The sequence below is a fragment of the Chitinophaga sp. LS1 genome (assembly GCF_034274695.1).
GTDB lineage: Bacteria > Bacteroidota > Bacteroidia > Chitinophagales > Chitinophagaceae > Chitinophaga.
Map to the genome: position 1 here is coordinate 8,557,360 of NZ_CP128362.1, position 21,555 is coordinate 8,578,914.

25 protein-coding genes, 1 tRNA gene and 2 pseudogenes are annotated in these 21,555 nt (G+C 38.9%); 11 read left to right on the top strand and 17 right to left on the bottom strand.

What is annotated here, in order from left to right; translation table 11 throughout:
* Positions 1-9 precede the first annotated feature (9 nt).
* The 5 genes from QQL36_RS35075 to QQL36_RS35095 form a co-directional block, all read right to left on the bottom strand.
* Positions 10-981: a DUF6624 domain-containing protein gene (locus tag QQL36_RS35075; protein WP_321568424.1), complete on the bottom strand. Its 972-nt coding sequence runs from the start codon at positions 979-981 to the stop codon at positions 10-12.
* A gap of 54 nt (positions 982-1,035) precedes the next feature.
* Positions 1,036-1,200 (bottom strand): hypothetical protein, encoded by a 165-nt coding sequence (locus tag QQL36_RS35080; protein WP_179091352.1) that lies wholly within the window; start codon positions 1,198-1,200, stop codon positions 1,036-1,038.
* Between the two features lie 205 nt (positions 1,201-1,405).
* On the bottom strand, positions 1,406-1,570 hold the full coding sequence (locus QQL36_RS35085; RefSeq protein ID WP_321568425.1) for a hypothetical protein: 165 nt from the start codon (positions 1,568-1,570) through the stop codon (positions 1,406-1,408).
* Between the two features lie 219 nt (positions 1,571-1,789).
* On the bottom strand, positions 1,790-1,942 hold the full coding sequence (locus QQL36_RS35090) for a hypothetical protein (RefSeq protein ID WP_179091350.1): 153 nt from the start codon (positions 1,940-1,942) through the stop codon (positions 1,790-1,792).
* Between the two features lie 322 nt (positions 1,943-2,264).
* On the bottom strand, positions 2,265-2,426 hold the full coding sequence (locus QQL36_RS35095) for a hypothetical protein (protein WP_179091349.1): 162 nt from the start codon (positions 2,424-2,426) through the stop codon (positions 2,265-2,267).
* Between the two features lie 90 nt (positions 2,427-2,516).
* On the opposite strand from QQL36_RS35095, the pseudogene QQL36_RS35100 reads away from it, so the two are divergent.
* The 5 genes and pseudogenes from QQL36_RS35100 (at position 2,517) to QQL36_RS35115 (ending at position 4,088) form a co-directional block, all read left to right on the top strand.
* Positions 2,517-3,171, top strand: a pseudogene (locus QQL36_RS35100) (dihydroxy-acid dehydratase).
* 50 nt (positions 3,172-3,221) lie between these two features.
* Positions 3,222-3,464, top strand: coding sequence for a dihydroxy-acid dehydratase (locus tag QQL36_RS35105; protein ID WP_179091346.1), 243 nt, complete (start codon positions 3,222-3,224; stop codon positions 3,462-3,464).
* 31 nt (positions 3,465-3,495) lie between these two features.
* Entirely contained in the window at positions 3,496-3,618 is a 123-nt protein-coding gene (locus QQL36_RS35110) for a dihydroxy-acid dehydratase (RefSeq protein ID WP_321568426.1), read from the top strand.
* On the top strand, positions 3,605-3,766 hold the full coding sequence (locus QQL36_RS35885; RefSeq protein ID WP_415751045.1) for a dihydroxy-acid dehydratase: 162 nt from the start codon (positions 3,605-3,607) through the stop codon (positions 3,764-3,766). The genes QQL36_RS35110 and QQL36_RS35885 overlap by 14 nt, the downstream gene beginning before the upstream one ends.
* A 237-nt stretch (positions 3,767-4,003) precedes the next feature.
* A tRNA-Ser gene (locus tag QQL36_RS35115) sits at positions 4,004-4,088 on the top strand.
* 748 nt (positions 4,089-4,836) lie between these two features.
* Here the strand turns inward: QQL36_RS35115 and QQL36_RS35890 are convergent.
* The 11 genes and pseudogenes from QQL36_RS35890 to QQL36_RS35160 all read right to left on the bottom strand — a co-directional run.
* A pseudogene (locus tag QQL36_RS35890) lies at positions 4,837-5,535 on the bottom strand (recombinase family protein); the annotation flags it as partial.
* A 108-nt stretch (positions 5,536-5,643) separates the two neighbouring features.
* Positions 5,644-6,315, bottom strand: coding sequence for a reverse transcriptase domain-containing protein (locus tag QQL36_RS35120; RefSeq protein ID WP_321568427.1), 672 nt, complete (start codon positions 6,313-6,315; stop codon positions 5,644-5,646).
* Positions 6,316-6,405: 90 nt separating this feature from the next.
* On the bottom strand, positions 6,406-8,082 hold the full coding sequence (gene ltrA, locus QQL36_RS35125; protein ID WP_321568428.1) for a group II intron reverse transcriptase/maturase: 1,677 nt from the start codon (positions 8,080-8,082) through the stop codon (positions 6,406-6,408).
* Positions 8,083-8,103: 21 nt separating this feature from the next.
* Entirely contained in the window at positions 8,104-8,229 is a 126-nt protein-coding gene (locus tag QQL36_RS35130) for a hypothetical protein (RefSeq protein WP_321567739.1), read from the bottom strand.
* 450 nt (positions 8,230-8,679) lie between these two features.
* Positions 8,680-9,288, bottom strand: a complete 609-nt coding sequence (locus QQL36_RS35135; protein WP_321568429.1) for a reverse transcriptase domain-containing protein — start codon at positions 9,286-9,288, stop codon at positions 8,680-8,682.
* Positions 9,285-9,626 carry a hypothetical protein gene (locus QQL36_RS35140; RefSeq protein ID WP_321568430.1) on the bottom strand — a complete coding sequence of 114 codons (342 nt, stop codon included), beginning with the start codon at positions 9,624-9,626 and terminating at the stop codon, positions 9,285-9,287. Before QQL36_RS35140 ends, QQL36_RS35135 begins: the two co-directional genes overlap by 4 nt.
* 198 nt (positions 9,627-9,824) lie before the next feature.
* Complete coding sequence (locus QQL36_RS35145) at positions 9,825-9,947, bottom strand: hypothetical protein (protein WP_321568431.1); 123 nt, start codon at positions 9,945-9,947, stop codon at positions 9,825-9,827.
* A gap of 255 nt (positions 9,948-10,202) precedes the next feature.
* Positions 10,203-10,454, bottom strand: a complete 252-nt coding sequence (locus QQL36_RS35150; protein ID WP_321568432.1) for a hypothetical protein — start codon at positions 10,452-10,454, stop codon at positions 10,203-10,205.
* 255 nt (positions 10,455-10,709) lie between these two features.
* Entirely contained in the window at positions 10,710-10,994 is a 285-nt protein-coding gene (locus QQL36_RS35895) for a helix-turn-helix domain-containing protein (protein WP_415751046.1), read from the bottom strand.
* Positions 10,991-11,893, bottom strand: coding sequence for a HEPN domain-containing protein (locus tag QQL36_RS35155; RefSeq protein ID WP_321568433.1), 903 nt, complete (start codon positions 11,891-11,893; stop codon positions 10,991-10,993). Before QQL36_RS35155 ends, QQL36_RS35895 begins: the two co-directional genes overlap by 4 nt.
* Before the next feature lies 1 nt (position 11,894).
* Positions 11,895-12,656: a HAMP domain-containing sensor histidine kinase gene (locus QQL36_RS35160; protein WP_321568434.1), complete on the bottom strand. Its 762-nt coding sequence runs from the start codon at positions 12,654-12,656 to the stop codon at positions 11,895-11,897.
* Positions 12,657-12,711: 55 nt separating this feature from the next.
* Between QQL36_RS35160 and QQL36_RS35165 the strand changes: the two genes are divergently transcribed.
* On the top strand, positions 12,712-12,837 hold the full coding sequence (locus tag QQL36_RS35165; RefSeq protein WP_321568435.1) for a hypothetical protein: 126 nt from the start codon (positions 12,712-12,714) through the stop codon (positions 12,835-12,837).
* On the opposite strand, the gene QQL36_RS35170 is transcribed toward QQL36_RS35165, so the two are convergent.
* Positions 12,824-13,279 (bottom strand): hypothetical protein, encoded by a 456-nt coding sequence (locus QQL36_RS35170; protein ID WP_321568436.1) that lies wholly within the window; start codon positions 13,277-13,279, stop codon positions 12,824-12,826. The genes QQL36_RS35165 and QQL36_RS35170 overlap by 14 nt on opposite strands.
* Positions 13,280-13,728: 449 nt before the next feature.
* Here QQL36_RS35170 and QQL36_RS35175 point away from each other — a divergent pair, with 449 nt between their 5' ends.
* The 5 genes from QQL36_RS35175 to QQL36_RS35195 all read left to right on the top strand — a co-directional run bounded on the left by QQL36_RS35175 (position 13,729) and on the right by QQL36_RS35195 (position 21,428).
* Positions 13,729-14,043, top strand: coding sequence for a helix-turn-helix transcriptional regulator (locus tag QQL36_RS35175; protein WP_321568437.1), 315 nt, complete (start codon positions 13,729-13,731; stop codon positions 14,041-14,043).
* A gap of 360 nt (positions 14,044-14,403) precedes the next feature.
* Positions 14,404-15,057 carry a hypothetical protein gene (locus tag QQL36_RS35180; RefSeq protein ID WP_321568438.1) on the top strand — a complete coding sequence of 218 codons (654 nt, stop codon included), beginning with the start codon at positions 14,404-14,406 and terminating at the stop codon, positions 15,055-15,057.
* 252 nt (positions 15,058-15,309) lie between these two features.
* Entirely contained in the window at positions 15,310-17,529 is a 2,220-nt protein-coding gene (locus QQL36_RS35185) for a hypothetical protein (protein ID WP_321568439.1), read from the top strand.
* 78 nt (positions 17,530-17,607) lie between these two features.
* Complete coding sequence (locus tag QQL36_RS35190) at positions 17,608-18,099, top strand: hypothetical protein (RefSeq protein ID WP_321568440.1); 492 nt, start codon at positions 17,608-17,610, stop codon at positions 18,097-18,099.
* 26 nt (positions 18,100-18,125) lie between these two features.
* Positions 18,126-21,428: an ATP-binding protein gene (locus QQL36_RS35195; RefSeq protein WP_321568441.1), complete on the top strand. Its 3,303-nt coding sequence runs from the start codon at positions 18,126-18,128 to the stop codon at positions 21,426-21,428.
* Positions 21,429-21,555: the final 127 nt, after the last annotated feature.

Sequence of the window (21,555 nt, forward strand, 5' to 3'; positions counted from 1 at the left end):
GATAAGTTATTAGTGGTTATTCAATAGTTTCATCATTTGGAGGTATTCTTCTATTGGTACCAGACCTACTTCTTTTCTGCGCTGGTTCAGGTTGGCTTCATCTTCGACGGGCCATATTCCTGATTCTACTTTTATTTTTCCGGTACTATCTCTCGTGGTGATATAATTCATTTGCGTACCGTACAACTGTTTTTCGCCAGTGTTCTTTCTTACACGATCTGTGAGGTAAGCATAGTCTTTGGCACTGGCTTCATTCATGTCAACGGCTACCTTCATTTTCCGGAGGTATTCTTTTTGAAATGCGGTGTCGAAGTCAGCATGTTGAGCTATGATCCAGGAGATGTGTGCGGCTTCTTTGCCGATATCGCTTTTCCACAGATATCCGTCTTTGGCAAACAATTGCTTCAGGTAATCCACATTTTTCCGGAAGGTATTATCCTGTAAAGAGTCTATTGCTTTATCAGTATACTGTGGATAAGCACCTGCATATCTTCTTTTGAAAGTACCTATACGCTGGTACTTTTGGTCGATATAAAAAAGGTAGTCCAACTGCTTTGCTACTTTTTCATTCGTGATGCTATTTGTTTTGCAATAATCCGTGAATCGGGCGTCAAGTTCTTTTATTAAGGTTTTCCATTTAGCGCTACCATGGAGTTTTTCAAACTCTGCTGTATAACGGATAAAGTCCGCCTGTCTATAGCCGGAGTCTATGATAGCAAAGAGTAAATGGAAGGTACTGTCCGTCTTGCCATTCGCCATAAAACCAATTGCCAGGTTAAAGAGGACTTCCGGATCATGATGTTTTATCTCAGCGAGTTGCTGATAGGATTGAATACTCTTTTTAAAATCTCCCCTGAAATAGGCTGCATCCCCTTCTTTGATAAGGTTTTGAGCCTGCAGATCATTATCCAATAAAATTAATCGCTGTCCTGATAATAACTGTGACATAAGCATGCCTGTAAAAAGCAATATTGCCTTCATTATAAGATATTTGGAAGGGCAGGTCATAGTAACCCACCCTTCTGTTTAAAGATATCAATCACCATCAGCGTCATCATAATCCTGAGCAGTAGATGCACCGAGATCTGTAGAGTGTGGCAATGTGCCTGTTAAAGTTGGGGCAGCACTGCCACCATGCAAACAAAGCATTTCTTCTCTTGTGAGACACTTCTCCTGTGGAGTGAGTTTTTCGAGTTTCATGGAAATTGGGATTAAAAGTTATTAATTGTCTGCATCATCATAGTCCTGGACTGTCGATGCGCCGACGTTAGTGAAGTGGGCTTTCGTACCCGTTAATGATGGTGCGAGGATACCTCCATACAGGGAAAGCATTTCCTCTCTTTTGAAGGATTTCTCCTGAGGAGTGAGTTTTCCAGTTGCATGCGAGGTTGACTAATTATTGTGATCAATCACCATCAGCGTCATCGTAATCATCAGCTGTAGATGTGCCGAGGTCTGTGCTATGCCAGTTTGTACCTGTTAAGGTTGGATTGACGTTACCACCGTGCAAACAAAGCATTTCTTCTCTTGTGAGTGATTTCTCCTGTGGAGTGAGTTTTTCGAGTTTCATAAAAACTGGTTTAAATGGTTAATAAAAAAAGACTAAGATTGTTGATCATTGTCTGCATCATCATTAGATGCGCCGAGATCTGTTGTGTGCCCTTGTGTGCCGGTAAAGAATGCAGAAAGGCCACCGCTCAGTGTGAGCAGCTGTTCGCGAGAAAGGGTTTTCTCCTGGGAAGTGATTTTTAGAGACTCATAATAATTGGGTTAAGTGATTAAAAAAAGATTAGTCAGCATCGTCGTAATCTATTGCTTCCTCCGTTCCGGTAAGATGTGCGGCACGGGTGAAGGTCTGCGAAGGCGTATTGCCACCTGCTAATGCAAGCATTTGTTCCCTGCTAAGAGTTTCATCAGAAGGGTTGAGTTTTTCCAGTTTCATACTTTTTGTTATTTAAATGATGAAGATCCAGGCATGACCGTTCTGTTCTCAATAATTATTGAGAATAAAGCAAAGCATAAATGTCCACTCCCAATATTCGTTATAGAGAAAGTAAAAGTAGATGATCACTATTTATCAGTCTGCGTACTGATCATCCCTACTAATGGCTGTAAATGATCCGAGATCCTTGTTATACGCGCCTTTGGTGGTAAAGTATTAAACATTCTTTGGTGGGGGGAAGTTTCTCACGTTGCATGGACATTGGATTAGCTAAAGTTAACTAAAATAGAACATTCTTAAAAGCGACCTTATATTAATGGCATCAATCTGAATCGTTGTCCTCATAATCTGTTGATGCAGATGCTCCGGGATCTATGCCGGTAGGGCCTGATAATGTTGATGAAGGAGCATTTCCTCCCTGCACAGTTAATAATTGGTCTCTAGTAAGGTTATTTCCCTGAGCTACGATTTTTTCGAGTTGCATAGAACAGTGGGTTAAGGTTACCGAATTTAAAAAAAATTCCTGTAGAAATAACATCAATTTTTATGAAAATAATATTTTAAGGACTTTTTAATGACGTCGGCCGACTCTGCCATTTTTTCGATTTTGACTGATGAAGATTTTAACAACCCTGCTATTGGCGTTGCAAATTCATTTATTGAAATTATTCCAGGGCACTTTTTCCTGAATAATGTAGCGGAAATCATTAAGGATGAAATTCTGGCGAATGGCTGCGTGCCGTTTGAATTCAACACGATCGGTGTTGACGACGGTATTGCGATGGGGCATGAAGGTATGTTGTATTCATTGCTGAGTAGAAAACTGATTGCGAGTTCGGTGGAGAGTGTGATGAATGCACATAAAACGGATGCAATGATCGCGATTCCTAATTGTGATGAAATTGTGCCAGGCATGATCATGGATTCACTCAGGGTGACTATACCTACTATGTTTGTGAGCAGTGGACCTATGGCGAAAGGGTATAAAAAAGATGGTACTCCTATCGATATGGCTACTGCTTTTGAAGCGGAGGAAAACATACAGCAGGGATACTGTGTGTAATGCCTGTCCCAGTGGTGGTAGTTGTTCCGGTATGTTTACAGCGAACTCTATGAATACGCTGATGGAAGTGATGGGTATTGCGCTGCCAGGGAATGGAACGATACTCACGCAAACACCTGAACGGGAAGCATTGTTAGAAGAGCAGCGAAGAGAATTTGTGAGATAGTAAAAGATGATGTAGCAAGAGAACGATTCAGGCTGGCGGGGGTGAATGCGATGAATAAAAGAGGCAATGGGGTGTTAATTGATCACCTGACGGTGAGTGGGGAGACGATCTTTGAAAAGATTGAGGATGCGGAGATTAAGGACGAGCGGATCATTCACCAGATTGATCATTCTTATAATCAGGTAGGTGGATTGGCGATTTTGTATGGGAACCTGGCGGAACATGGAGCGGTGATTAAGACGGCGGGTATTACGGGTGCCAGGGTGTATACGCGGGAAAGCGGTGTGTTTTGATGGGCAGCCGAAGGTGATTGAAGGGATATTGATGGGGAAAGTGAAGGCCGGAGATGTGGTGGTGATCAGGTATGAGGGGCAGAAAGGCGGGCCTGGGATGCAGGAGATGCTGACACCGACGAGTTTGATTATGGGGGGGGATGGGATTGGGTAGTTCTGTGGCGTTAATTACTGATGGAAGGTTTAGTAGGGCGACGAGGGGAGCGTCTATTGGACATGTGTCACCGGAGGCGCTGAAGGGGGGTGATAGGATTGTAGAGATGAGATTCATATTGATATGGATAGGCATACTTTGGAGGTGAGATTGGGGAATGAGGAGATAGAAAAGAGGAAAAAGGAGTTTATGGTGGTAAAAAAGGTGTTGACTTCAAGATGGCTGAGGTAGTATAGGGCGTTAGTGACGAATGCTAGTAGTGGCGCGGTTTTGAGGAGTGATTTGTAGGTGTTTTTGGGCGGGTTGGTGAGATATATTTGAAAAATGTTTTACACATTTTGAAAAAATATTTGGAGATTTTCATTCAGTTTTTCACATTTGCAGCGGAGAAATGGCAGAGCGGTCGAATGCGGCGGTCTTGAAAACCGTTGACTGTAACAGGTCCGGGGGTTCGAATCCCTCTTTCTCCGCTAAAGGGGACTGATTATCGAAAAGATGATCGGTCCCTTTTTCGTTTTGGGGTGGATTGCCCGATAGGTGGGCAATCCGTGAGAAAATGTAGTTCACTTTTGGGGTTCGAAATGCCTCATTTTGGCGGTCGTAGATGATTCCGTTGGGGAATACTAGGGTTTGCAGCTTCTCCTTTGCGCCTGTATCACTGGAACGCCATATCATAGCGAGTTTGGAAGAAAGAGATATGGCTTGGTTTATTACTTCTTCCGGGTTCGAAATACTTCCGGTGCATTTTTCAAGTTTGGTGGAAATAAGATTCCGCTCCTTACTATACCGGGAATAAAACTTATCGAACGTCTCCTGCCCTATTTCTTTTAATACATACCTACTTTCCTCCAAGCCGTCGATCTTGTTATCGATCTCTTTTAATTGGGCGGTTAATATTTTCTGTTGTTCGATGTTTTCCCTGTTCATTTCATAATACTCCTCAAGAAGTACCTTTCTAAGGCAATCTATCTGATTATCATCGAAATAGAATTGACTTAACAACTGCTCAAATAGTTCATGCATCCTTTTGGCGCTTTTATTACATTTACAGCCATCCTTCCGGCACTTGTAATACCACAGTGATTTTGCTTTGACTACATAACCTGTAAATGGCTGGTTACAGGTATCACATTTAATGAAGATTTTAAGAGGCACAGCGTCTTGTTCCTTTTTGTGTGGCACACCGTAACCTCCTGAGCCCTGATGAATGTTATTGACCTTTAAAAAGATTTCAGGGCTGATCATCTTCTCATGGTCACCTTCCACTATTTTACCTTCCAATAACCCGTGGTTAATCATACCACAATAGAAAGGACGTTTAAATATCTTAGTTAACTGCTGTTTATACATCTTAACTCCCATAGCCTTCAGCCTGGAAATAATTTCCTCATTCTTCATACCCTCGGCCTTCCAGATAAATGCCTTCTTTATCTTTTTACCTACTTCGTTTACAACAATTTTACGTTGACCGTTAATCTTCACAATATCATATCCCTGTGGTGGCTTAGTTACCCAAATACCTTTGTCAAACTTTTCTATCATGCCTGCCACCGCTTTTTGCTTACGAAGTTGGTTATCGTACTGACTAAACAAAAACGTGATATTCTGATGCAATACACCACTAGGATTGGAAGTATCTGTTGGCTGAGTAACTGCAAATATGGTAACACCATAATTCTCCCTTAATTCCTCGGCTAATTTAATAGCAGCACCTCCTGTTCGGGAGAAACGATCAAGTGTATAAACTAATATGTGACTCACTTTTCCCTTACGGGTTTTAATAAAGTCCAACATCCGGTTAAACTCTTTACGACCATCGGTTTTCGCGCTTTCATAAGTGCCCCCGAAGTAACCAATGATACCCAGGTTGTTCTTACGGGCAGATTCTTCGATTGATTTACGCTGAACATCCAGGCTTAAATTATGGTCTGATCGAGTAAGGCAGGGACTTTCACCCTACCTTCTCACAGAACCGTACGTGAGACTCTCATCTCATACGGCTCTTCTCATTGGTCAATCTCTTTCTCATGGTAAGATGCCATGTTCCCAATGTACAAAGAGTTTAGGATTGGCTTTCGCCAGTGCTTTATTGCGTAACACTGCACGCCTGATATTAAGCTTGTACTTATCCTTAATCCAGTTAGTCAACCGTTTGTTTAACTGATGAAACACTCGCCTCAGTTCTGATTTCCTGAACTTCCCATAGTAGGTAATCCAGCCACGGATTTGTGGGTTTAGTTCTTTGGCAAATATTTCAAAATTGTCGGTGATTCTGCTGCGGAGGTTTCGTGCCTTTATAGCATTACCTATCTTCACTTTTGATCTTGTGCTGATGGCCGGTGTGAAGCTATAAAATATATGGTTGTTTGCCTTCTTACGACATTGCCTTGCTTTAAATGTAAATCCTAAAAAGTCGAAGCTTACAACAGGATGATCACTTTTGTTACGTTTCTTATCTCTGCAATAAACAACTTTTGTCTTTTCTGGATGAACCTTCAACTTACAAGTTCCAAACCTCTCCTGAATACGATTAAGGATAAATAAAGCCTCTTTCTGTGTACGGAAATGTAACACGATATCATCCGCGTACCTTTCAAAGCGTACTTCCGGGTAACGTAACTGCATCCATTTGTCGAAACAATAATGTAGGAACAAATTCGCAAGTAAAGGACTAAATAGAGTAGGAACAGGACGCACCTTTGTAGTTCACACCACCTGTGTTTCCCCATTCCTCTCTCCAAACCCATCGTGACACTTTTGCGTCAATAGGCTTTCCAGATTGCAACATTATTTCTTTTGTCTACCGTACGTGGGCGTTTTAATATGACACGATTCACAGAGTAGTTGCGCGTTTTCTTTTGTATCCTTGCCTCCTGTTTTCTTCGCCTTTATATGATGCAAATCAAGATTACTCAGGCTGCCACATATTTCACAACGCGCACCTCTTGCTGCTTTTAATTCAGCTTTGATCACTCTCCATGATTCATTATCTGCATTTCCGAACCATACTTTATCTGGTATTGATACTTCTCGTACTGTCACTGCTTCCGTTCTTATTATGGCATCCTTATTCAAATAAAGGTTTGCCGGCTTACGTGATTTGTACTTCGTAAGGGGTTGGTCAAACATCTTGAACAGATATTTTATCCTATTCCCGTCTTGAATACCTAAATTATTTCTGGTACCATTCTGCCGTTTCTTATACATTTTCAGTATTCTTCTTACAGGTAAACGATGACGCTTTTTCAACCAGGACACTAAACGGCGATTTACCCATAGGTCAAGTTGCTTGGCTATAGTCTTGACGTTACTATGTCGATAATAAGCAATCCAACCTCTGAGCAGTGCATTCAGGGCAGAGAACTTTAAAAGGGGAACATCTTTAAATCTTTTCCTTGCTGTCATTTCCTTAACCTTCATCTTTAACTTCTCTATTGACCTTTTAGTGGGCGTAATAAACATTTTGGGCTTGTCATTATTTCTAACATGCCGACGAATATTAAACCCCAGAAAATCAAATCCTTTATTCACATGAGTTATGTGCGTCTTTTCCACTGATAATTCCAGATGTAATTTCTCCTTCAGGAACTTCTCAAATTCATTTCTCAATCTATATGCTTCCTGTTTGGTGCCATTGGTTAATAACAGCCAATCGTCAGCATATTTTATCAATGAACAATTCCCTTTCTTCTCTGTTCTTCTTTTCTCTTTTGCCTTTCGATGTAATCCGCCATAATGTTCCCACCAATATTTATCCATTTCATGCAGATAAATATTGGCCAGTAAAGGCGAGCAAATACCACCCTGAGGTGAGCCAGATTCGCTCTTATGGAATAATCCATTTTCCATGACGCCTGCCTTCAGAAATTGATTAATCAGATTTAAGATTCTCTGATCACCAATCCTTTTGGATAAAATACTCATCAGTGTTTCATGATGAATATTATCAAATGCTCCCCTAATATCTCCTTCAATGATCCAATAGTATTTATTTCGCTTATTGATATAGCTATCCAGTAACGCAATACAATCCATTGTCCTGCGTTTTGGGCGGAACCCGTTGGAACAGTTCATAAATAAACTCTCCCATATAGGCTCTAGCAACATTTTGATAAGCATTTGTACTACACGATCCTTGACAATAAGTATCCCAATCGGCCGTTTCTGATCTCTCCCTTTAGGTATGTATACTCTTCTTACTGGTTTGGGATTAAACTTCTTCTCCCGAAGTTCCATTTCCAATTCTGTTACCAGCGCTCTTTTTGCGTCATCCGATTGAAGTGTCTTTTTGGTTACGCCGTCAATACCGGCTGTTTTGGCTCCTTTGTTCTGTAATACAGCTTCAAGAGCCTCTGTAATCCATTCTCTGTTGCAAATAATACGATAGAGATGACCGAACTGATGGTTCGTATCACTATGCGCCTTTCTGGCGAGACTATGTTGAACTTTGATAATATCGGACATACATTTTATTCCTCTCTATTTTCAAACATAAATCTTTACAATCCTGCGGTCCTTCGCCATGTGCAGGACTCTTTTCCTGCTCGGACTACTACGACCACTCTGCCAGGTAGATACCACGTCAATCGCAGCTGATCCATTCTTACGCATCTTTAAATACATAAGACCAGTATCTAACCTTCCTACGTTCATGTACAAGTACATCTGCGCAAACCTTAGGTTCTCTCTTTACGCCCATGAGATATACACTAATATCCCCGACATGGCTGATGGTTTATACCCCTATAACCAGAGCAGTTTGACATCGCAGCAAAAATGCCTTTTCATAGAATCGAACAGATATTCTATTACCCAATGTCTCGTACCATCTCCGTTGTTTGACAGTACGTTCAAGGTGAGGAACGCTTCTAACAAGAGTTTCTTTCGTAACCATAGTTTGCATCAGGCTCGGGATCTCATAACGTAACGGAGTGCCGTCATTTTATCCCTTGTTCTCCGGGCTCCAGACAATCTAATGCTCATTATCCATTGCCTGCCGGATCAGCCTTAGTGCTTTGGGGAAAGCACTATCTTGTACAGGAGGATTAATCCTGCCAAGCATTACTTGTACACGCTTCGCAGCGCACTTACACCACCTTGTGGCGTACCCTTTGTTCTTGCTTCTGATTGCTGTTCTTTATGAATGGGAGCTGTTAGCCACCTTCTGATATAAAGCAGTACCCACTTTTCAGAAGTATGCCGCTCTATTGCCTTTAGTAGTAGCTCATGATCTATGTCATCAAAGAATGACTGAATATCCAAATCCACCGCCCAATCCAGATCCCAACAATTCCGCCTTGCCTGTTCCACTGCCTGTAAAGCATTCTTTCCAGGTCGATAGCCGAACGAGTTTGGATGAAAGATCGGTTCAATAATCGGCTCCAGGTAATCCTTGACGACCATCTGTGCAATACGGTCACTGACAGTTGGAATACCCAACTTTCTGACCTTGCCATCTCCTTTCGGAATGGCAACTTCCTTAACAGCAGGCGGAAAATAGCTACCGGAACGGAGGCGATTCCATAACTTATACAGGTTGCCAGATAAATTCTGATCGAACATTGAGATCGTCTCTTCATCTACACCTGCACTGCCATTGCTACGCTTAACCTTTCCGTAAGCATGCCATACCATCTCTTTGGTTATAGGTAAAGACCTTGACGCCATCATATTAATCCTCCCTTTTTAAGGTTGTTAATACAATATTGTCCAATGAGCTGTGGCCTTCGCTCCATCCCCATTACAGGAACTTCTTCACTACTATGCCACAGTCTGCCACAGTATTGTCCATTGGTACTTTCAGCCTCAGATTGCGTCCTTGTGCCTTTCCCTTTACATGACAATACTGTTTCTCCTGTTCCGTAACAAAGCCTATGTAAAAGTCTTGCCACCTCTACACCGGACACCATGCAGCCAGTAAACAAGTCGTCTGCTGCACTTATCCCGCTGGTAACAAGAACACCTGCGGTTTTGATGTCGACTCCTATTTGCAAATTTCGATGCTTCATCAGTGGTTTACTTTCGTTCAACTCTTTTACATGTACCTGATAGAACTTCTGTCCTACCTTTTGCCCTAATGCTCACCACACAAGCTTTTGACTTATGCAGCTTAGGGTGGTTTGATAGCTGCTCTTGCCAGCCGCTACCGGAGGGCCTACCTCCATCTGTGTTACAGCACCCTTCAGCTACTTACGCAGCCTCAGGTTTCAGGACGCACCCTGTTCCTTGCTGGATACCCTGGTATATACCACAGCTGCCTGTGCGGCCACTTTAACAGGTTGTTTTTTGGAATAGTTTCCAAATTTTTTAAAAGCGTTAATAATACTCATGCGGCTAATTTTTCAGGTGGATTAAGATTTACAAATGGTGTCTCAATGTGTTCAGAGTGGTTAACAGATAGTAGAATCCTCGCGAATATTTTAAGTGTTATTAAAAGCTCAGGGTCTGATATATTATGGCTTTCAGTATTCTCTGATGGTTCAGTTAACTCAGTGTTGCACATAGGAAGAAATTAAAATGAAAAAATAATACTCATAATGTAATAGGGAATATAAAATTAATTACACTCCCTATTACGGATACAACTATTCATTCTGGTCATCATCATCTTCTTCGTCCTCGTCATCTTCTTCATCACTGTTATCAACTATCATATCCTCTATCCTATGAATTACATTCCTGTCTTGTTTACTATACTGTAATTCAAGACTGATTGTATCTTCATCCTCATCTACTTCCATTATGGTATGCTCAAGTTCGTGTTCGCAAATTAAATTGCATACGTCCAGCATAATATTGGCCGGTATATCAAATACCTGTCTTGTGAGTTTAGTCATAGTTTTTTTCTACAAAATTACCACCGTCGAAAAAGGCAATGTCCGGATTATGTAGATTTGTGTAGTTTTATGTCGAATTTTACCTGATTATGTCGAATTATGTCTAATTAGTTAGACCAGCCATAAAAACAAGGGAGCAGTAATGCCTAGTCCAGGATTATCTCACGAGACATTGCCATTTGAAAACCGATTGAAAACATAATGAAAACCGATTGAAAATGATTGAACACAATTTGATTTCAGTTGAAAGTATGTTTAAATAGTGTTGTTCCGGTCTTTATCCTCTGCACGACCTAACATTTCCACCATGTCAACCTTATAATACTTACAAAGTCGCAGTAATCTTGAGACATAGAAGTTTTTGTACAGTCCTCTTTCTATCTGACTTATTATGCTGGATGACATTTTTGTATCCTTTGCAACGACCTTTATACTTTTCTTTTGACTTTTCCTCAATGAATACAATTCTACCCCAAGACAATATATAAAGACCTTCAATCTTTGTTCTGTATTATGCCTCTTACTACTAGGCTGCCTCATTGGCTATCTAAATTTAAAGGAAAGCTAATTGGTTGAATGGCTTCTATGCAAAGCTTTTTCTTCTCATATAGTTTTTCTACTAAGCCAATTAAGGTTGCAACTCTTTCCATTATTATTTGGGCTACTTCAATAGATACTGTGAATTTCTCGTTATAACGAGCGTCTGAATATGCCCTATTTAGTGTATTAAAAAGGTATGTTTCTTCCTTTGTAAGTCGTGGGAAAACAACATGTAATTCCTGGGAGAAATTACATGTCAGGTCTAACAACCGGGAAAGGTTACGGGTTGTAGGTCGATAGCCTGTACAAACCTTTAATATAGCAATACAGGCATGTTCTACTGAATGGTGTAAATCAATAATGGTCTGTTCATACCAGCCATTCTCAAAAGAATAGTTAGCCGTCTTGAAAAAACGATGCGCCAAACCAAAATATCTTTGCCAGTTATCATCTATCAATTTATTCAATACAGTGCTTTCCAGTTTTTTTGCTTGAACGGGTATATCGGTGTCATTATTATATAGGATCGCGCCATAACGAAATACAGTAGAAACAAACCGCTTACCATTCTCTAATCCCTTGTTAACAGCTTTCTGATGCTCCACAATCGTAGTAGCATCACACTCTACCGCAGCTGCATGTTTCTCTACAATTTCAATTATTTCATGATTGGGTCTTTTCTCATTATCATTGGTTATGAGCAATAAATCAAAAGTTGGATACATTGTCCTAACATTGGTTTCGCTATCGAAGAAGCAACTCCAATCACTCATGGTAGTGGTACGATAGCCATAACATATAATTTTTATAGGAGAAACAGTTTCTACAATTTTTTGAATTAATTGTACCAGTATCGCTAATTGTGGTTTAGAAAGCTGTTGGATATTCATTGTGTTCATATTAATGAATTAAATTTTTAACAATTGGGTTGGCCTGACATTGTGTATCAATAAGAAATAAAAAGGTCGTTCCTTTCTTATCGCTTTTAGCCAACATTAGATCACCGCCTAAAGAAGAAGCATAGAGTTTACTGATATATAAACCTAATCCCATTCCCCCTAAACCTTTATCAATTGGCTGAAACGGCTGAAATAAGAAAGGAATTTTATCAGCAGGAATTCCCTCCCAATGATCAGATATTTGAAATAACAAACGGGTTTCTCCCAAAGAACTGATACATATTAAGACATCTGTATCAGAGGGGGCAAATTTCAAAGCGTTGTCTATTAAGTTCTTTAAAATCTGCTCCAGCTTTATTTCATCCGTCACAATGAACTCTGGCACCGCACGGCGAAGACTGATTCTGATTTTGACCGAACGGGTGGAAGTGAGTAACTTATACTGCTGAATCTGTTCTTTTAACCATTGGCGGATCTGGATACGTTTCGATACTATATTTGTAGATAGTCTCCCATCTCCAATAGTGGTTGTTGCCATCATGTTATTTAAAACATGCAGCACATTCACACTCATACAATTAATGTGAGAAAGGTAAAAGTTCGCATTCTTCCTGCAATCCTTTTCATTTAGGAGCATTTTACTTGCAGTACAGATACCCGCTATTTGTGTTCTCATTTCATGGGCTAACATTCCCATGAATCGCTGCATAGCTTCTATATCTGCGGGATATGTTCCGCCCGAATTATTAGGTGATAATTTCATAACAGAATTTTGAGAGTGATGGCGTAAAGAACCTATTCATTAATTACCTAAATCAATGGAAAATTGGTTCTCCTTTACGAATGAAACAGAAATGGGTGGCAATTCTAAACAGACATTTTCTATCAACTCTTTTATATCATCGAAAGACTGGGGAGAATTTTCAGGAACTACGACGAGATAATCATATTTAGGCTCATGTTGGCTGTCTGCATCAATATTACACAGCGTGTAAATGCGTTTTGGCTTAACCGAATCTGTAATAATTTGGATAATTTTTTCTTCATGTTGCTTTTTCCAAAGTTGGACAGATGTTGAATGTCTGTCACTTCACTTACCTGCAACTCTTTCTTCTTTTTGTATTCCTCATTGATTAAATGTGCAGCCTCTATGAGTTTCTGTATTTTTTCGTATAGTTCGACAATTGAAACCCTAACATACTTATAGCTTTCCTTATTGAACTTTCCCGTTACGGCAGCTTTAAAAAATTCCCAGAATGTTCTTCTTACTTCTGGCAATCCACAATAATCAAAAAACTCATAAAGTACCAGGTAAGGGTCTTTAATGTGTTCAGTTCTGAGATTCTGGGGGAAATATGCTGAATCTGGGTAGTCATTGTAACTCATACCAGGCTAGGTTTAAGGGTTAACAAATAAGCATCCGACCGAAATAGACAAGAAGTAATTACAGTTAAAAAATAAGGGTGATAGCTGTTATTAGCCTTACAATTCATAGCAAAAGTTAAAAGGTGAGAAATAGGAATTGAATTGCTTGTAAGGACTAACCAGCCTGGGTAGGAATAAAAGAGACGTGGGTTAGTCCTTACCGTCCCCATGGGCTACGACACCCTGAACCGAATAAGAACGCCCACGCCTATGACGTGAGCGATTTACCTTATTTCTCGGGTTCTTAGAAGGTCGTAGTTTCAGGGGACCGAGAATTAAAGCAAACGCGCTTAATATTTTAAGTGTTTGCAATTTAGATTATTGTCATGAAGTATTGAAACACATTGTTATATAATTTTTTAATAGTACAGAAAGTCTTTAAATAAGTATCGATTTTCGGCACTATTTTAGTGAAAATCTATCATAATTTCAAATATGATGACAGAATTTCTATAATTTTTTATTTTCCCTCTATAAATATTTATAGAAAACCTTTACAATCAATAACTAAGCTAGGGGAATATCTTATACTCAAATCTGTTAATAAGTCAGAAGTGGCACGTAAAACAGGGTTAAGTAAAGCACGATTAAGTGAATTAACCTTAAAGGAGAAAGCCTGGTTGAGAGCAGAGGAATTATATATCATTGCTTTAGCGATTGGGGTAGAGCCATGTGAAATATTAGAATTTACATGTGGACATTTACGAAAAAAAAAGGATTTATGAGATACCGGTATTATTAAACTTGGTTAATTTACCGTACCAACATACGTTGATTCTTTTACATATTTTTATGTAACAAAAAGGCTGTACAAGTATTAAATTAATCCTCTCTCGGAATTTATCTACATAATTCTATCATATATTATTATCCAAATATCAAGTTTGATTTTATTGATCTAAATTCCTTTTTTAAAAACCCCAATATCGTCTTCAAACTTAACTTTCGAAGTTATAAATTGAGGGGAAAATTCTTAAGCCCAATTCTATATCGAAATAAAATATATTTTACTACGCAAAAAGACTTCGCACTTGTAACATATTTTGACCACCGTATATATCGTAGCTAATAATAACGTTAATCACATGTCTTTTCATCATTCAAAAATCAATCTTACCCTAGGTTTAATAAACAATGCATATAGTGATTATATAGCAGCCAGAGTTTTATTAAATAAAGATCTTATAATACAAGGAGCAATTCTAGCAAGTACCGCTATTGAAAAATATCTCAAAGTTTTAATTTGTGCTTGCACGGGTAAAATAGTACAAATTCATTTAACTAAACTAGAAGAAATCAAGGCCCAGATTGAAAAAATCGGATATTCAGTATTGTTTGAAAAAATTGATCTGAAATTTCTTGAAATTTTATCTAAAGTATATAAGCTCAGATATTACGATACGATCAAAAAACCTACAACAGTAGGCTTTTTTAAAAATCAATTTTTAGGGGAATTGGACGGTACTGAAGCATTATTTAAAAAGATTATTAATCCCTATAATAGTGAGACTAATGAAGTTATTCTTACTCCATTTAAGCGGGAGTTAAAAAACAGTAATCCTGATTTACTTACTAACAATTGGGTAGCCACAGGTGATAAGAACAAAAAGAATTTTATGGAAACTGATGCCGTTGGATTTGCTATTCATATATTACCTTACAATCTATTGGAAGAAATTCATATACATTCCAGGCCTATGAATTTATTATATGAAGGATCAATGGACGATAGATGTTAAATCTGATAAGGGATCGACTCAATAAGTGATAATAGTATCGAGTGAGCTTCCTCATTACCTTTTTTTCATTTTAGTTCGGTTATAAGACTTTTTTAATTATGAACATCGCTTTTCCATATAGTCTCCTAATTAAAAGTTACCGGACCATTGGTTGTGAAAAATTAATAGAATTACTATTTCCAGAGCTACAGGTAAAACATTGATAAATTCCCTTTGATCCATTAAATTTAATCTTAAAAAAAGCCCCATTAAATGCAACCAGAAGAATCTACACCACATGAATACTCAAGGGAGCAAATTGGTAATTTCCATGAAGAAATGCTTGGATCTCTTCCGGACAAGATTAAGCAAAACTATCAAGTGCTTCAAGAGAGATCCAAGCCTTTCAACAGTTTTCAGCTGATTGCCAATATAAGCCATTACAACCATCAGCACGATGCAAATGAGTATAGTGATTACCGGGATGGCAGGATGTTTATAATCTCGGAAATCGTGGCTATTCATTGCCTAAAAAGTAGCTTCAAAGAAACATGTGAGGTTCCTGCTCTTGAGTTTTATGAGGCGGTCCAGGAAATTCAGGAGAGTACTTCAAGCTATTTTGGATTAAGTTCTGCTTTGGAAATGGACCAGCAGTATAACCAAAATGCCTCAACCCTAGAGCAGATTACCCATAAGCTTCACAGAGATGAAGTTGTAGTCAGAAATCCAGGGCACCCTGACTATCATTTACTTTTCAATTCTGAACTTTACGAACCTCTTAAACAAGAATTGACTAATTATTTTGGTTTCAGCCTCGAGGAATCAATCATTATACGCCAGCAGGTGTTTAAAATGATTAATGAGAGGTTCCAGGTGCAGATAAAAAATGTAAAGCTCCAAGCAAGCAAGCTTGTTGAGCAGGTTGAAAACTATAAAAGAAATGGAAAGTTTCCCGAGGAATCTCCTTTGATAAAGGAGCAATTTAAAGAACTTAAAAACACGCCCGCTAAGCGGTTATATAAGTTGTTCCTAGGACATTATACTAATGAAATATTATTTAATCTTCAGAATGTTTACGCCTTCACTGCGGAGGAACTTGCAGTATATTGTAAGCTTTCGGTTGACTCCGTCAAAAAATTCCTCACACAATTATCGGTAAGATTCGGAGAAGTGGATCCTAATCAGGATTTAATAATAGCAAATAGTATCCTAAAAAGTAAACCCATCATTAATCATGGCGAGTACTACATTATTCCATCTTTTTCATTACTCACTTGGAGCGTAGAACCATTATATGAAAACTTTATTAAAACAAGCCCTAAATTATCTGCCAAATTTAAAGATAATAAGCACGATTTCCTTCTAACCAAAGGTATGGAGTACTTCTCTAGATTGTTTAGCCACGGTACCATGCATCCTCAAAATCTTTTCTATGAAAAAGATGGGAATGTCTGCGAAACTGATGGACTAATCGCATACGACACTATATTATTTGTGATTGAGGCTAAAGGAAATCGAATCACGAGCAAGGCTAAAGAAGGTAATTTTCAACGCACCGAATCGCATTTAAAAGACCTAATAAAAGATGCCACGCTTCAGGGTAAACGAACTGTAGATTTTATTAGGGAGTCAGGGGAAGCAGTGTTTTTCACCAAAGGAAAAAAAGAAATTATCATAATTGACTCCAAAAAATATGACGAAATATTTATTGTCAGCCTCACCCTTGAGCCTGTAGGTCATTTGACACCGTTGATTAAGGTAGCTAACGACCTAAATTTCTTTCCAGAACATGTATTCCCTTGGATTATCAGCTTGTACGACCTAGTAGTTATAGCTGATCACATAGAACTAGACATACTGTTTCTACATTATTTAAGGAGACGCCAGCGCTTTCTTCAGTTCGAATATTTTCAGATATACGAAGAAATCGATATGCTTGCCTACTACCTTAACAATGGATTGTATGTTGAGCATATATTGAATGAGATTCAAGAAAATAGTATTACTGGGATGAGCTTTGATAATAACACAGATGCCATTAATGACTATTATAACTACATGTTTGGACACAAAAAAAAGTTTACTCCGAAGGTGAAAAGCCATTTGCCAGAAGACTTTATTAAACTTTTGATAGCAATAGAAAATTCTAGTATCTCGCATCGAACCAAGATCATGCTGGAAATGTTGTCTGCCAATACAGAATCTATTAAAAAGCTCATGGCATACATCAAAAAGGTCAGAAATCAATATCGTAAAGATAGAAAACTACATGACTGTTCGATTTGTTTTGGAAGTGGTGACAATCAAACAGGTATTACTTATATGATAGCCAAGGATCATCAGGAATTGGATTTTATGCTTTATCATTTCTGTTTGAATAAATTCAACAGTTTAAAGCCTGTTGCCTGGGTAGGCATCGGCGATGTTGATCCAGATAATAATTATAATATTCGTTGTAGTTTTATCGCTATGGTGCAATTCGAGGAGCAATAGCAATGATATACCACCTTACATTTTCAGCGTGTAAACATTTAAAATAAAGATTAAAATATCATTATATGGTAAGTAAGCATGAAACTGGAAAATATATGTAACTACGCATCACATATATTTTATTATACTTTTTACTTTAAAGTAGAATCTAAGCTAAATAAATGGTTATTAAAAATCCCCCATCAATCTACCAATATGAATGAAATTGTGCGCAATAAACTCATAGCAACTGCACGGGCAAAAGGAGAGCAGACTATAACCTATCAGGAATTATCAGACCAATGTGAACTAGGTTTGGTTATGCGAGATTCCGAATATGCACGGTCGGAGATAGGTAGAATATTAGGTGAGATATCGGCTTATGAGCATAGGCATGAACGCCCCCTATTGAGCGCACTTGTATTGACTAAAGGAAGTAATTATGAAGGTGATGGCTTTTTTAAGATTTGCGAAGAACTAGGCTTTGGCCCATGGCGAAAACTTCAGAAGGATATAACGTTTCCTATAATTCAAATGAAGCGCTGTTACGCTTTCTGGAAAGATGAAGAAAATTTTGGACGCTATTACTGATAGAAAGACAAAAAACATTAAATGGCATGTATACTTGGGAACAAATCAATGAAGAAAAGGATAAAATTTCCGTAGAAAGTCATAGCGAGGCTGTTTTTACGGGTATTAATGAAACTATTCTTGAAGGAGATAACCAGGCACGCTGGTTTTGGGAACTTTTGCAAAATGCTAAAGATGCTGTTGAAGATAACCAAACAGTCAGTGTACGGTTAATTATTACAGAGAATGAAGTTGTATTCAAACATGACGGCAATACTTTTGAACTGGCTGAAATACTTAAGCTGATCACACAGGGCTCCAGTAAAAAAGGCAAAGCCGGTAAAACAGGGCGCTTCGGGACCGGTTTCATTGCTACTTATATTTTATCAAGAAAAGTTCGGATCCGGGGTACATTAGACGATAGTACAACATTTAATTTTATACTGGACCGGGAAGCAGATAAAGCGCCTGATTTCCTGATAAAACAGCAGCAGTCCACAATGGATTTTTATACATCTTTCAATAGGGAGAACCAAGCTGACCTCGGACCTTTTACAACCAGCTTTACTTACCAACTGAGCGATATTGGTAAAACCGCATCAACTTCAGGGCTTGAAGAGATTGCCGAATACTTGCCCTATGTACTTGCCTTCAACCCGAAATTTAAAAATATAAGCGTTAATGTCAAAGGGGTGGAAATGCTTTATGAAAAATTGAAGTCCATAATATACCAAGGCTATTCTCACTTGTTGGAAGAAGTTGGCATTACATATAGCATTGAAGGAGAACCTGCCCAACAATCGGTTATTAAAGTAATTGGAGATAATTGGCAATCAGGTTTCAAAATTGAGATCACAGGGGATAGCCGCACGTTTACATCACCGAATACACACACGCCGAATTTATTTGCGTCTTTTCCGCTTTTGGGCACCGAAGTCCTCGGCTTGCCATTCGTTATACACTCCGCAACGTTTGGCCTTAAGCATGAACGGAACGGGGTATTTCTTGGTACGGGCACCAACGAAGTCATATTGCAGAATAAAAAAAGCATTGAGGAAGCAGTTGCGACGCTGCCATCGATCTTAGAATGGTCTTTGGCGCAAAATGTTGAACATCGGTTTAATATCATCACATTTTACGACCGGCAGGGACCTAAATGGCTGGATGAACAGTGGCTAAAGTCCGTTAAACTTTCAGCGATTACTAATATTATTTCGATTCCATTAGTTACGACCCAGGGAAGTGATAATACACCTATAACAATCGCTGATCTCATTATTCCTGGAGAAGGTGATACAGCCACACGCAATACAATGCTTACGCTGCTTAAAGATTTTGCACCAGCAAAAATCCCACTTGAAGATGAAGCGGATAAGTGGCATCAATTTGTTGTGAATGCTGCATCTTTTCCTGATGAAAACCAGACAATTCAGAAGAAAAAATTTATGCTTCCCGATTTCTGCTCTCTGATAGAGAACGAGGATAATCTGCCCAGCTTGCAGAAGAAATTGGGCACAAGGGCCGCCATTCCATGGTTGAATGAGTTGTATATATTGCTTGGCGGTGGAGATATCAGCCTATTTTATAAATCAGCGCTAGTACCCGTGCAAAGCAAGCAATTGGTTAAAGTAGATGTAAGTATCAAAATTGACGAAATAAAAGATGAAACTTTATACGCCGTTTCAGAGTTATTGGGTACAAATTTGTTCCCTACATTAGTTGAACCTGGTATCGAGCTTCCGATTGATCTTTGCGGATCATATAAGAAGGAAGATCTCGTCAATAAACTGATCGCTGAAAATGCACTTCAGCCTGTTACCGCTTTTTTGGATCCGAAACTGATGAAGGCGAATGCCCTAATGTTAAAATGGTTGATTGTAAACAAGAGGGGAAATTTTATTAATGCTTTCTTAGTTATTACCGCAGGTGAAGATCAAAGTAGGAACATTATTTTCTTTAAGCACCCTCTTGGCGCTTATTCGGATAAAAAGCAAAAATTACTGGCACCAAAATCTATCTGGCGCAATACGTTTAAGTTGTTTGAAAAGCTGGTTAGAGACCGTGATTGCCTGCATCATGTCTATGCAGAAATTCTAAGTAAAGACGAATTGGAATGGTTGGCGGATAACTGGTTTATTCATTTGTCGCCATTGATCAAATGGACAACTCCCCTAAACAAAAGTGTAGCTACCCAACTGTTGAAAGACCCAGAAAAGGAGAATTTATTGTTTGATGAAAATGAGTTTAGCAAAATTGAGGAAATAACTTACAGTGATTTCGCGTTTTTTACAGCCACTGACAACCATATTTTATCTAATAGTTCGACTGCGCAATCGTCTATAGAAATTTTGCAATTTGCGCTTGAGGAAGCGGTAATGGTGGATGACGACTATAATCAATTTCATATGGTAACACTGAAGTCAGGACAGCAGGTAGAATTTAGAAAGGCTTTATGGGTAGGCCGTCTGAAAAACAATCAGTGGATCAACGTTAAAAACATTTCCGGCGAAGCAGCCCAGCATTATTCGGCAGAGCGTCCATCATCTCAAAATCTATCAGGCTTGATCAACTCAGCGCCATATCTTAAAACACTCATCAGGAATGAAAAGGCAACTGAGTTACTAAATCTACTTGGAGTTAGCGTCTCTGACCTACTTAAAAACACTTTAAGTACTGACGCTGAAAAAGTTGCCTGGGAACGTGCTTTTACCGCTTTATTGACCGCAAATTTAGACCCTGTACTAGCTGAGGTTATGTTGAAAGACAGAAGTCTTCAAAACGAGTATCGAAAGCGCCAGCAAAATATGGAGTTAATCAACCGTAATCAACAAATTGGTGGACTATTAGAAAAGGAATTCAAGAAGCTATTTTTAAGACCCGAACTCCTTCATCTTGACATTGAGCGAAGGCCATTTGGAAGTGACTATATTATCTCACCGGAGAGTTCTGATTTGGTTGATGAAAATGGAGAGAAAATTGTCTTCCGGGTCGGTTCGTGGTATCTCGAGCTCAAGGCTACTGGAAAAGATTATGCAGCGATGACAAGATTGCAGGCCCAACGTGCGGTCGAAAACCCATCCAGCTATGCGCTAGTAGTATTACCATTGAACAATTATGAAATTAATGCAGATAACATTCTAAAGTACATCAGGTTTGTAAGGAATATTGGCGAAATACTAACCGCAAAATACAATGAGGTCAACTTGCTGAAGACACAACAGAGCCTAGTTGCTATTCCGACTGATAAGATAGAAGTGGCAATGGAAGAAGAAGATATTAGATACAATGTTAAAGCATCTGTGTGGACACACGGCGAAATAATGATGGACTTTGTCAATAGCTTAAAATAATATAAGAGGATTTGTTTATAGCATGTTGGAGAAGCAACCGGAATGAATCATTAAAAAGGATCACTAAATAAGTCATAGCATTCCAAATCTGCATGCATGTGTTATCAGGGATGAATAGCCATATTCC

What these genes read in the sequence shown, in the direction of transcription:
- QQL36_RS35075 (WP_321568424.1), bottom strand. Translation starts at nt 981, where the DNA reads ATGAAGGCAATATTGCTTTTTACAGGCATGCTTATGTCACAGTTATTA.
- QQL36_RS35080 (WP_179091352.1), bottom strand. Translation starts at nt 1,200, where the DNA reads ATGAAACTCGAAAAACTCACTCCACAGGAGAAGTGTCTCACAAGAGAA.
- QQL36_RS35085 (WP_321568425.1), bottom strand. Translation starts at nt 1,570, where the DNA reads ATGAAACTCGAAAAACTCACTCCACAGGAGAAATCACTCACAAGAGAA.
- QQL36_RS35090 (WP_179091350.1), bottom strand. Translation starts at nt 1,942, where the DNA reads ATGAAACTGGAAAAACTCAACCCTTCTGATGAAACTCTTAGCAGGGAA.
- QQL36_RS35095 (WP_179091349.1), bottom strand. Translation starts at nt 2,426, where the DNA reads ATGCAACTCGAAAAAATCGTAGCTCAGGGAAATAACCTTACTAGAGAC.
- QQL36_RS35105 (WP_179091346.1), top strand. Translation starts at nt 3,222, where the DNA reads ATGAATAAAAGAGGCAATGGGGTGTTAATTGATCACCTGACGGTGAGT.
- QQL36_RS35110 (WP_321568426.1), top strand. Translation starts at nt 3,496, where the DNA reads ATGGGGAAAGTGAAGGCCGGAGATGTGGTGGTGATCAGGTATGAGGGG.
- QQL36_RS35885 (WP_415751045.1), top strand. Translation starts at nt 3,605, where the DNA reads ATGGGATTGGGTAGTTCTGTGGCGTTAATTACTGATGGAAGGTTTAGT.
- ltrA (WP_321568428.1), bottom strand. Translation starts at nt 8,082, where the DNA reads ATGTCCGATATTATCAAAGTTCAACATAGTCTCGCCAGAAAGGCGCAT.
- QQL36_RS35130 (WP_321567739.1), bottom strand. Translation starts at nt 8,229, where the DNA reads ATGCGTAAGAATGGATCAGCTGCGATTGACGTGGTATCTACCTGGCAG.
- QQL36_RS35135 (WP_321568429.1), bottom strand. Translation starts at nt 9,288, where the DNA reads ATGATGGCGTCAAGGTCTTTACCTATAACCAAAGAGATGGTATGGCAT.
- QQL36_RS35140 (WP_321568430.1), bottom strand. Translation starts at nt 9,626, where the DNA reads ATGAAGCATCGAAATTTGCAAATAGGAGTCGACATCAAAACCGCAGGT.
- QQL36_RS35145 (WP_321568431.1), bottom strand. Translation starts at nt 9,947, where the DNA reads ATGAGTATTATTAACGCTTTTAAAAAATTTGGAAACTATTCCAAAAAA.
- QQL36_RS35150 (WP_321568432.1), bottom strand. Translation starts at nt 10,454, where the DNA reads ATGACTAAACTCACAAGACAGGTATTTGATATACCGGCCAATATTATG.
- QQL36_RS35895 (WP_415751046.1), bottom strand. Translation starts at nt 10,994, where the DNA reads ATGAGGCAGCCTAGTAGTAAGAGGCATAATACAGAACAAAGATTGAAG.
- QQL36_RS35155 (WP_321568433.1), bottom strand. Translation starts at nt 11,893, where the DNA reads ATGAACACAATGAATATCCAACAGCTTTCTAAACCACAATTAGCGATA.
- QQL36_RS35160 (WP_321568434.1), bottom strand. Translation starts at nt 12,656, where the DNA reads ATGAAATTATCACCTAATAATTCGGGCGGAACATATCCCGCAGATATA.
- QQL36_RS35165 (WP_321568435.1), top strand. Translation starts at nt 12,712, where the DNA reads ATGGAAAATTGGTTCTCCTTTACGAATGAAACAGAAATGGGTGGCAAT.
- QQL36_RS35170 (WP_321568436.1), bottom strand. Translation starts at nt 13,279, where the DNA reads ATGAGTTACAATGACTACCCAGATTCAGCATATTTCCCCCAGAATCTC.
- QQL36_RS35180 (WP_321568438.1), top strand. Translation starts at nt 14,404, where the DNA reads ATGTCTTTTCATCATTCAAAAATCAATCTTACCCTAGGTTTAATAAAC.
- QQL36_RS35185 (WP_321568439.1), top strand. Translation starts at nt 15,310, where the DNA reads ATGCAACCAGAAGAATCTACACCACATGAATACTCAAGGGAGCAAATT.
- QQL36_RS35190 (WP_321568440.1), top strand. Translation starts at nt 17,608, where the DNA reads ATGAAACTGGAAAATATATGTAACTACGCATCACATATATTTTATTAT.
- QQL36_RS35195 (WP_321568441.1), top strand. Translation starts at nt 18,126, where the DNA reads ATGTATACTTGGGAACAAATCAATGAAGAAAAGGATAAAATTTCCGTA.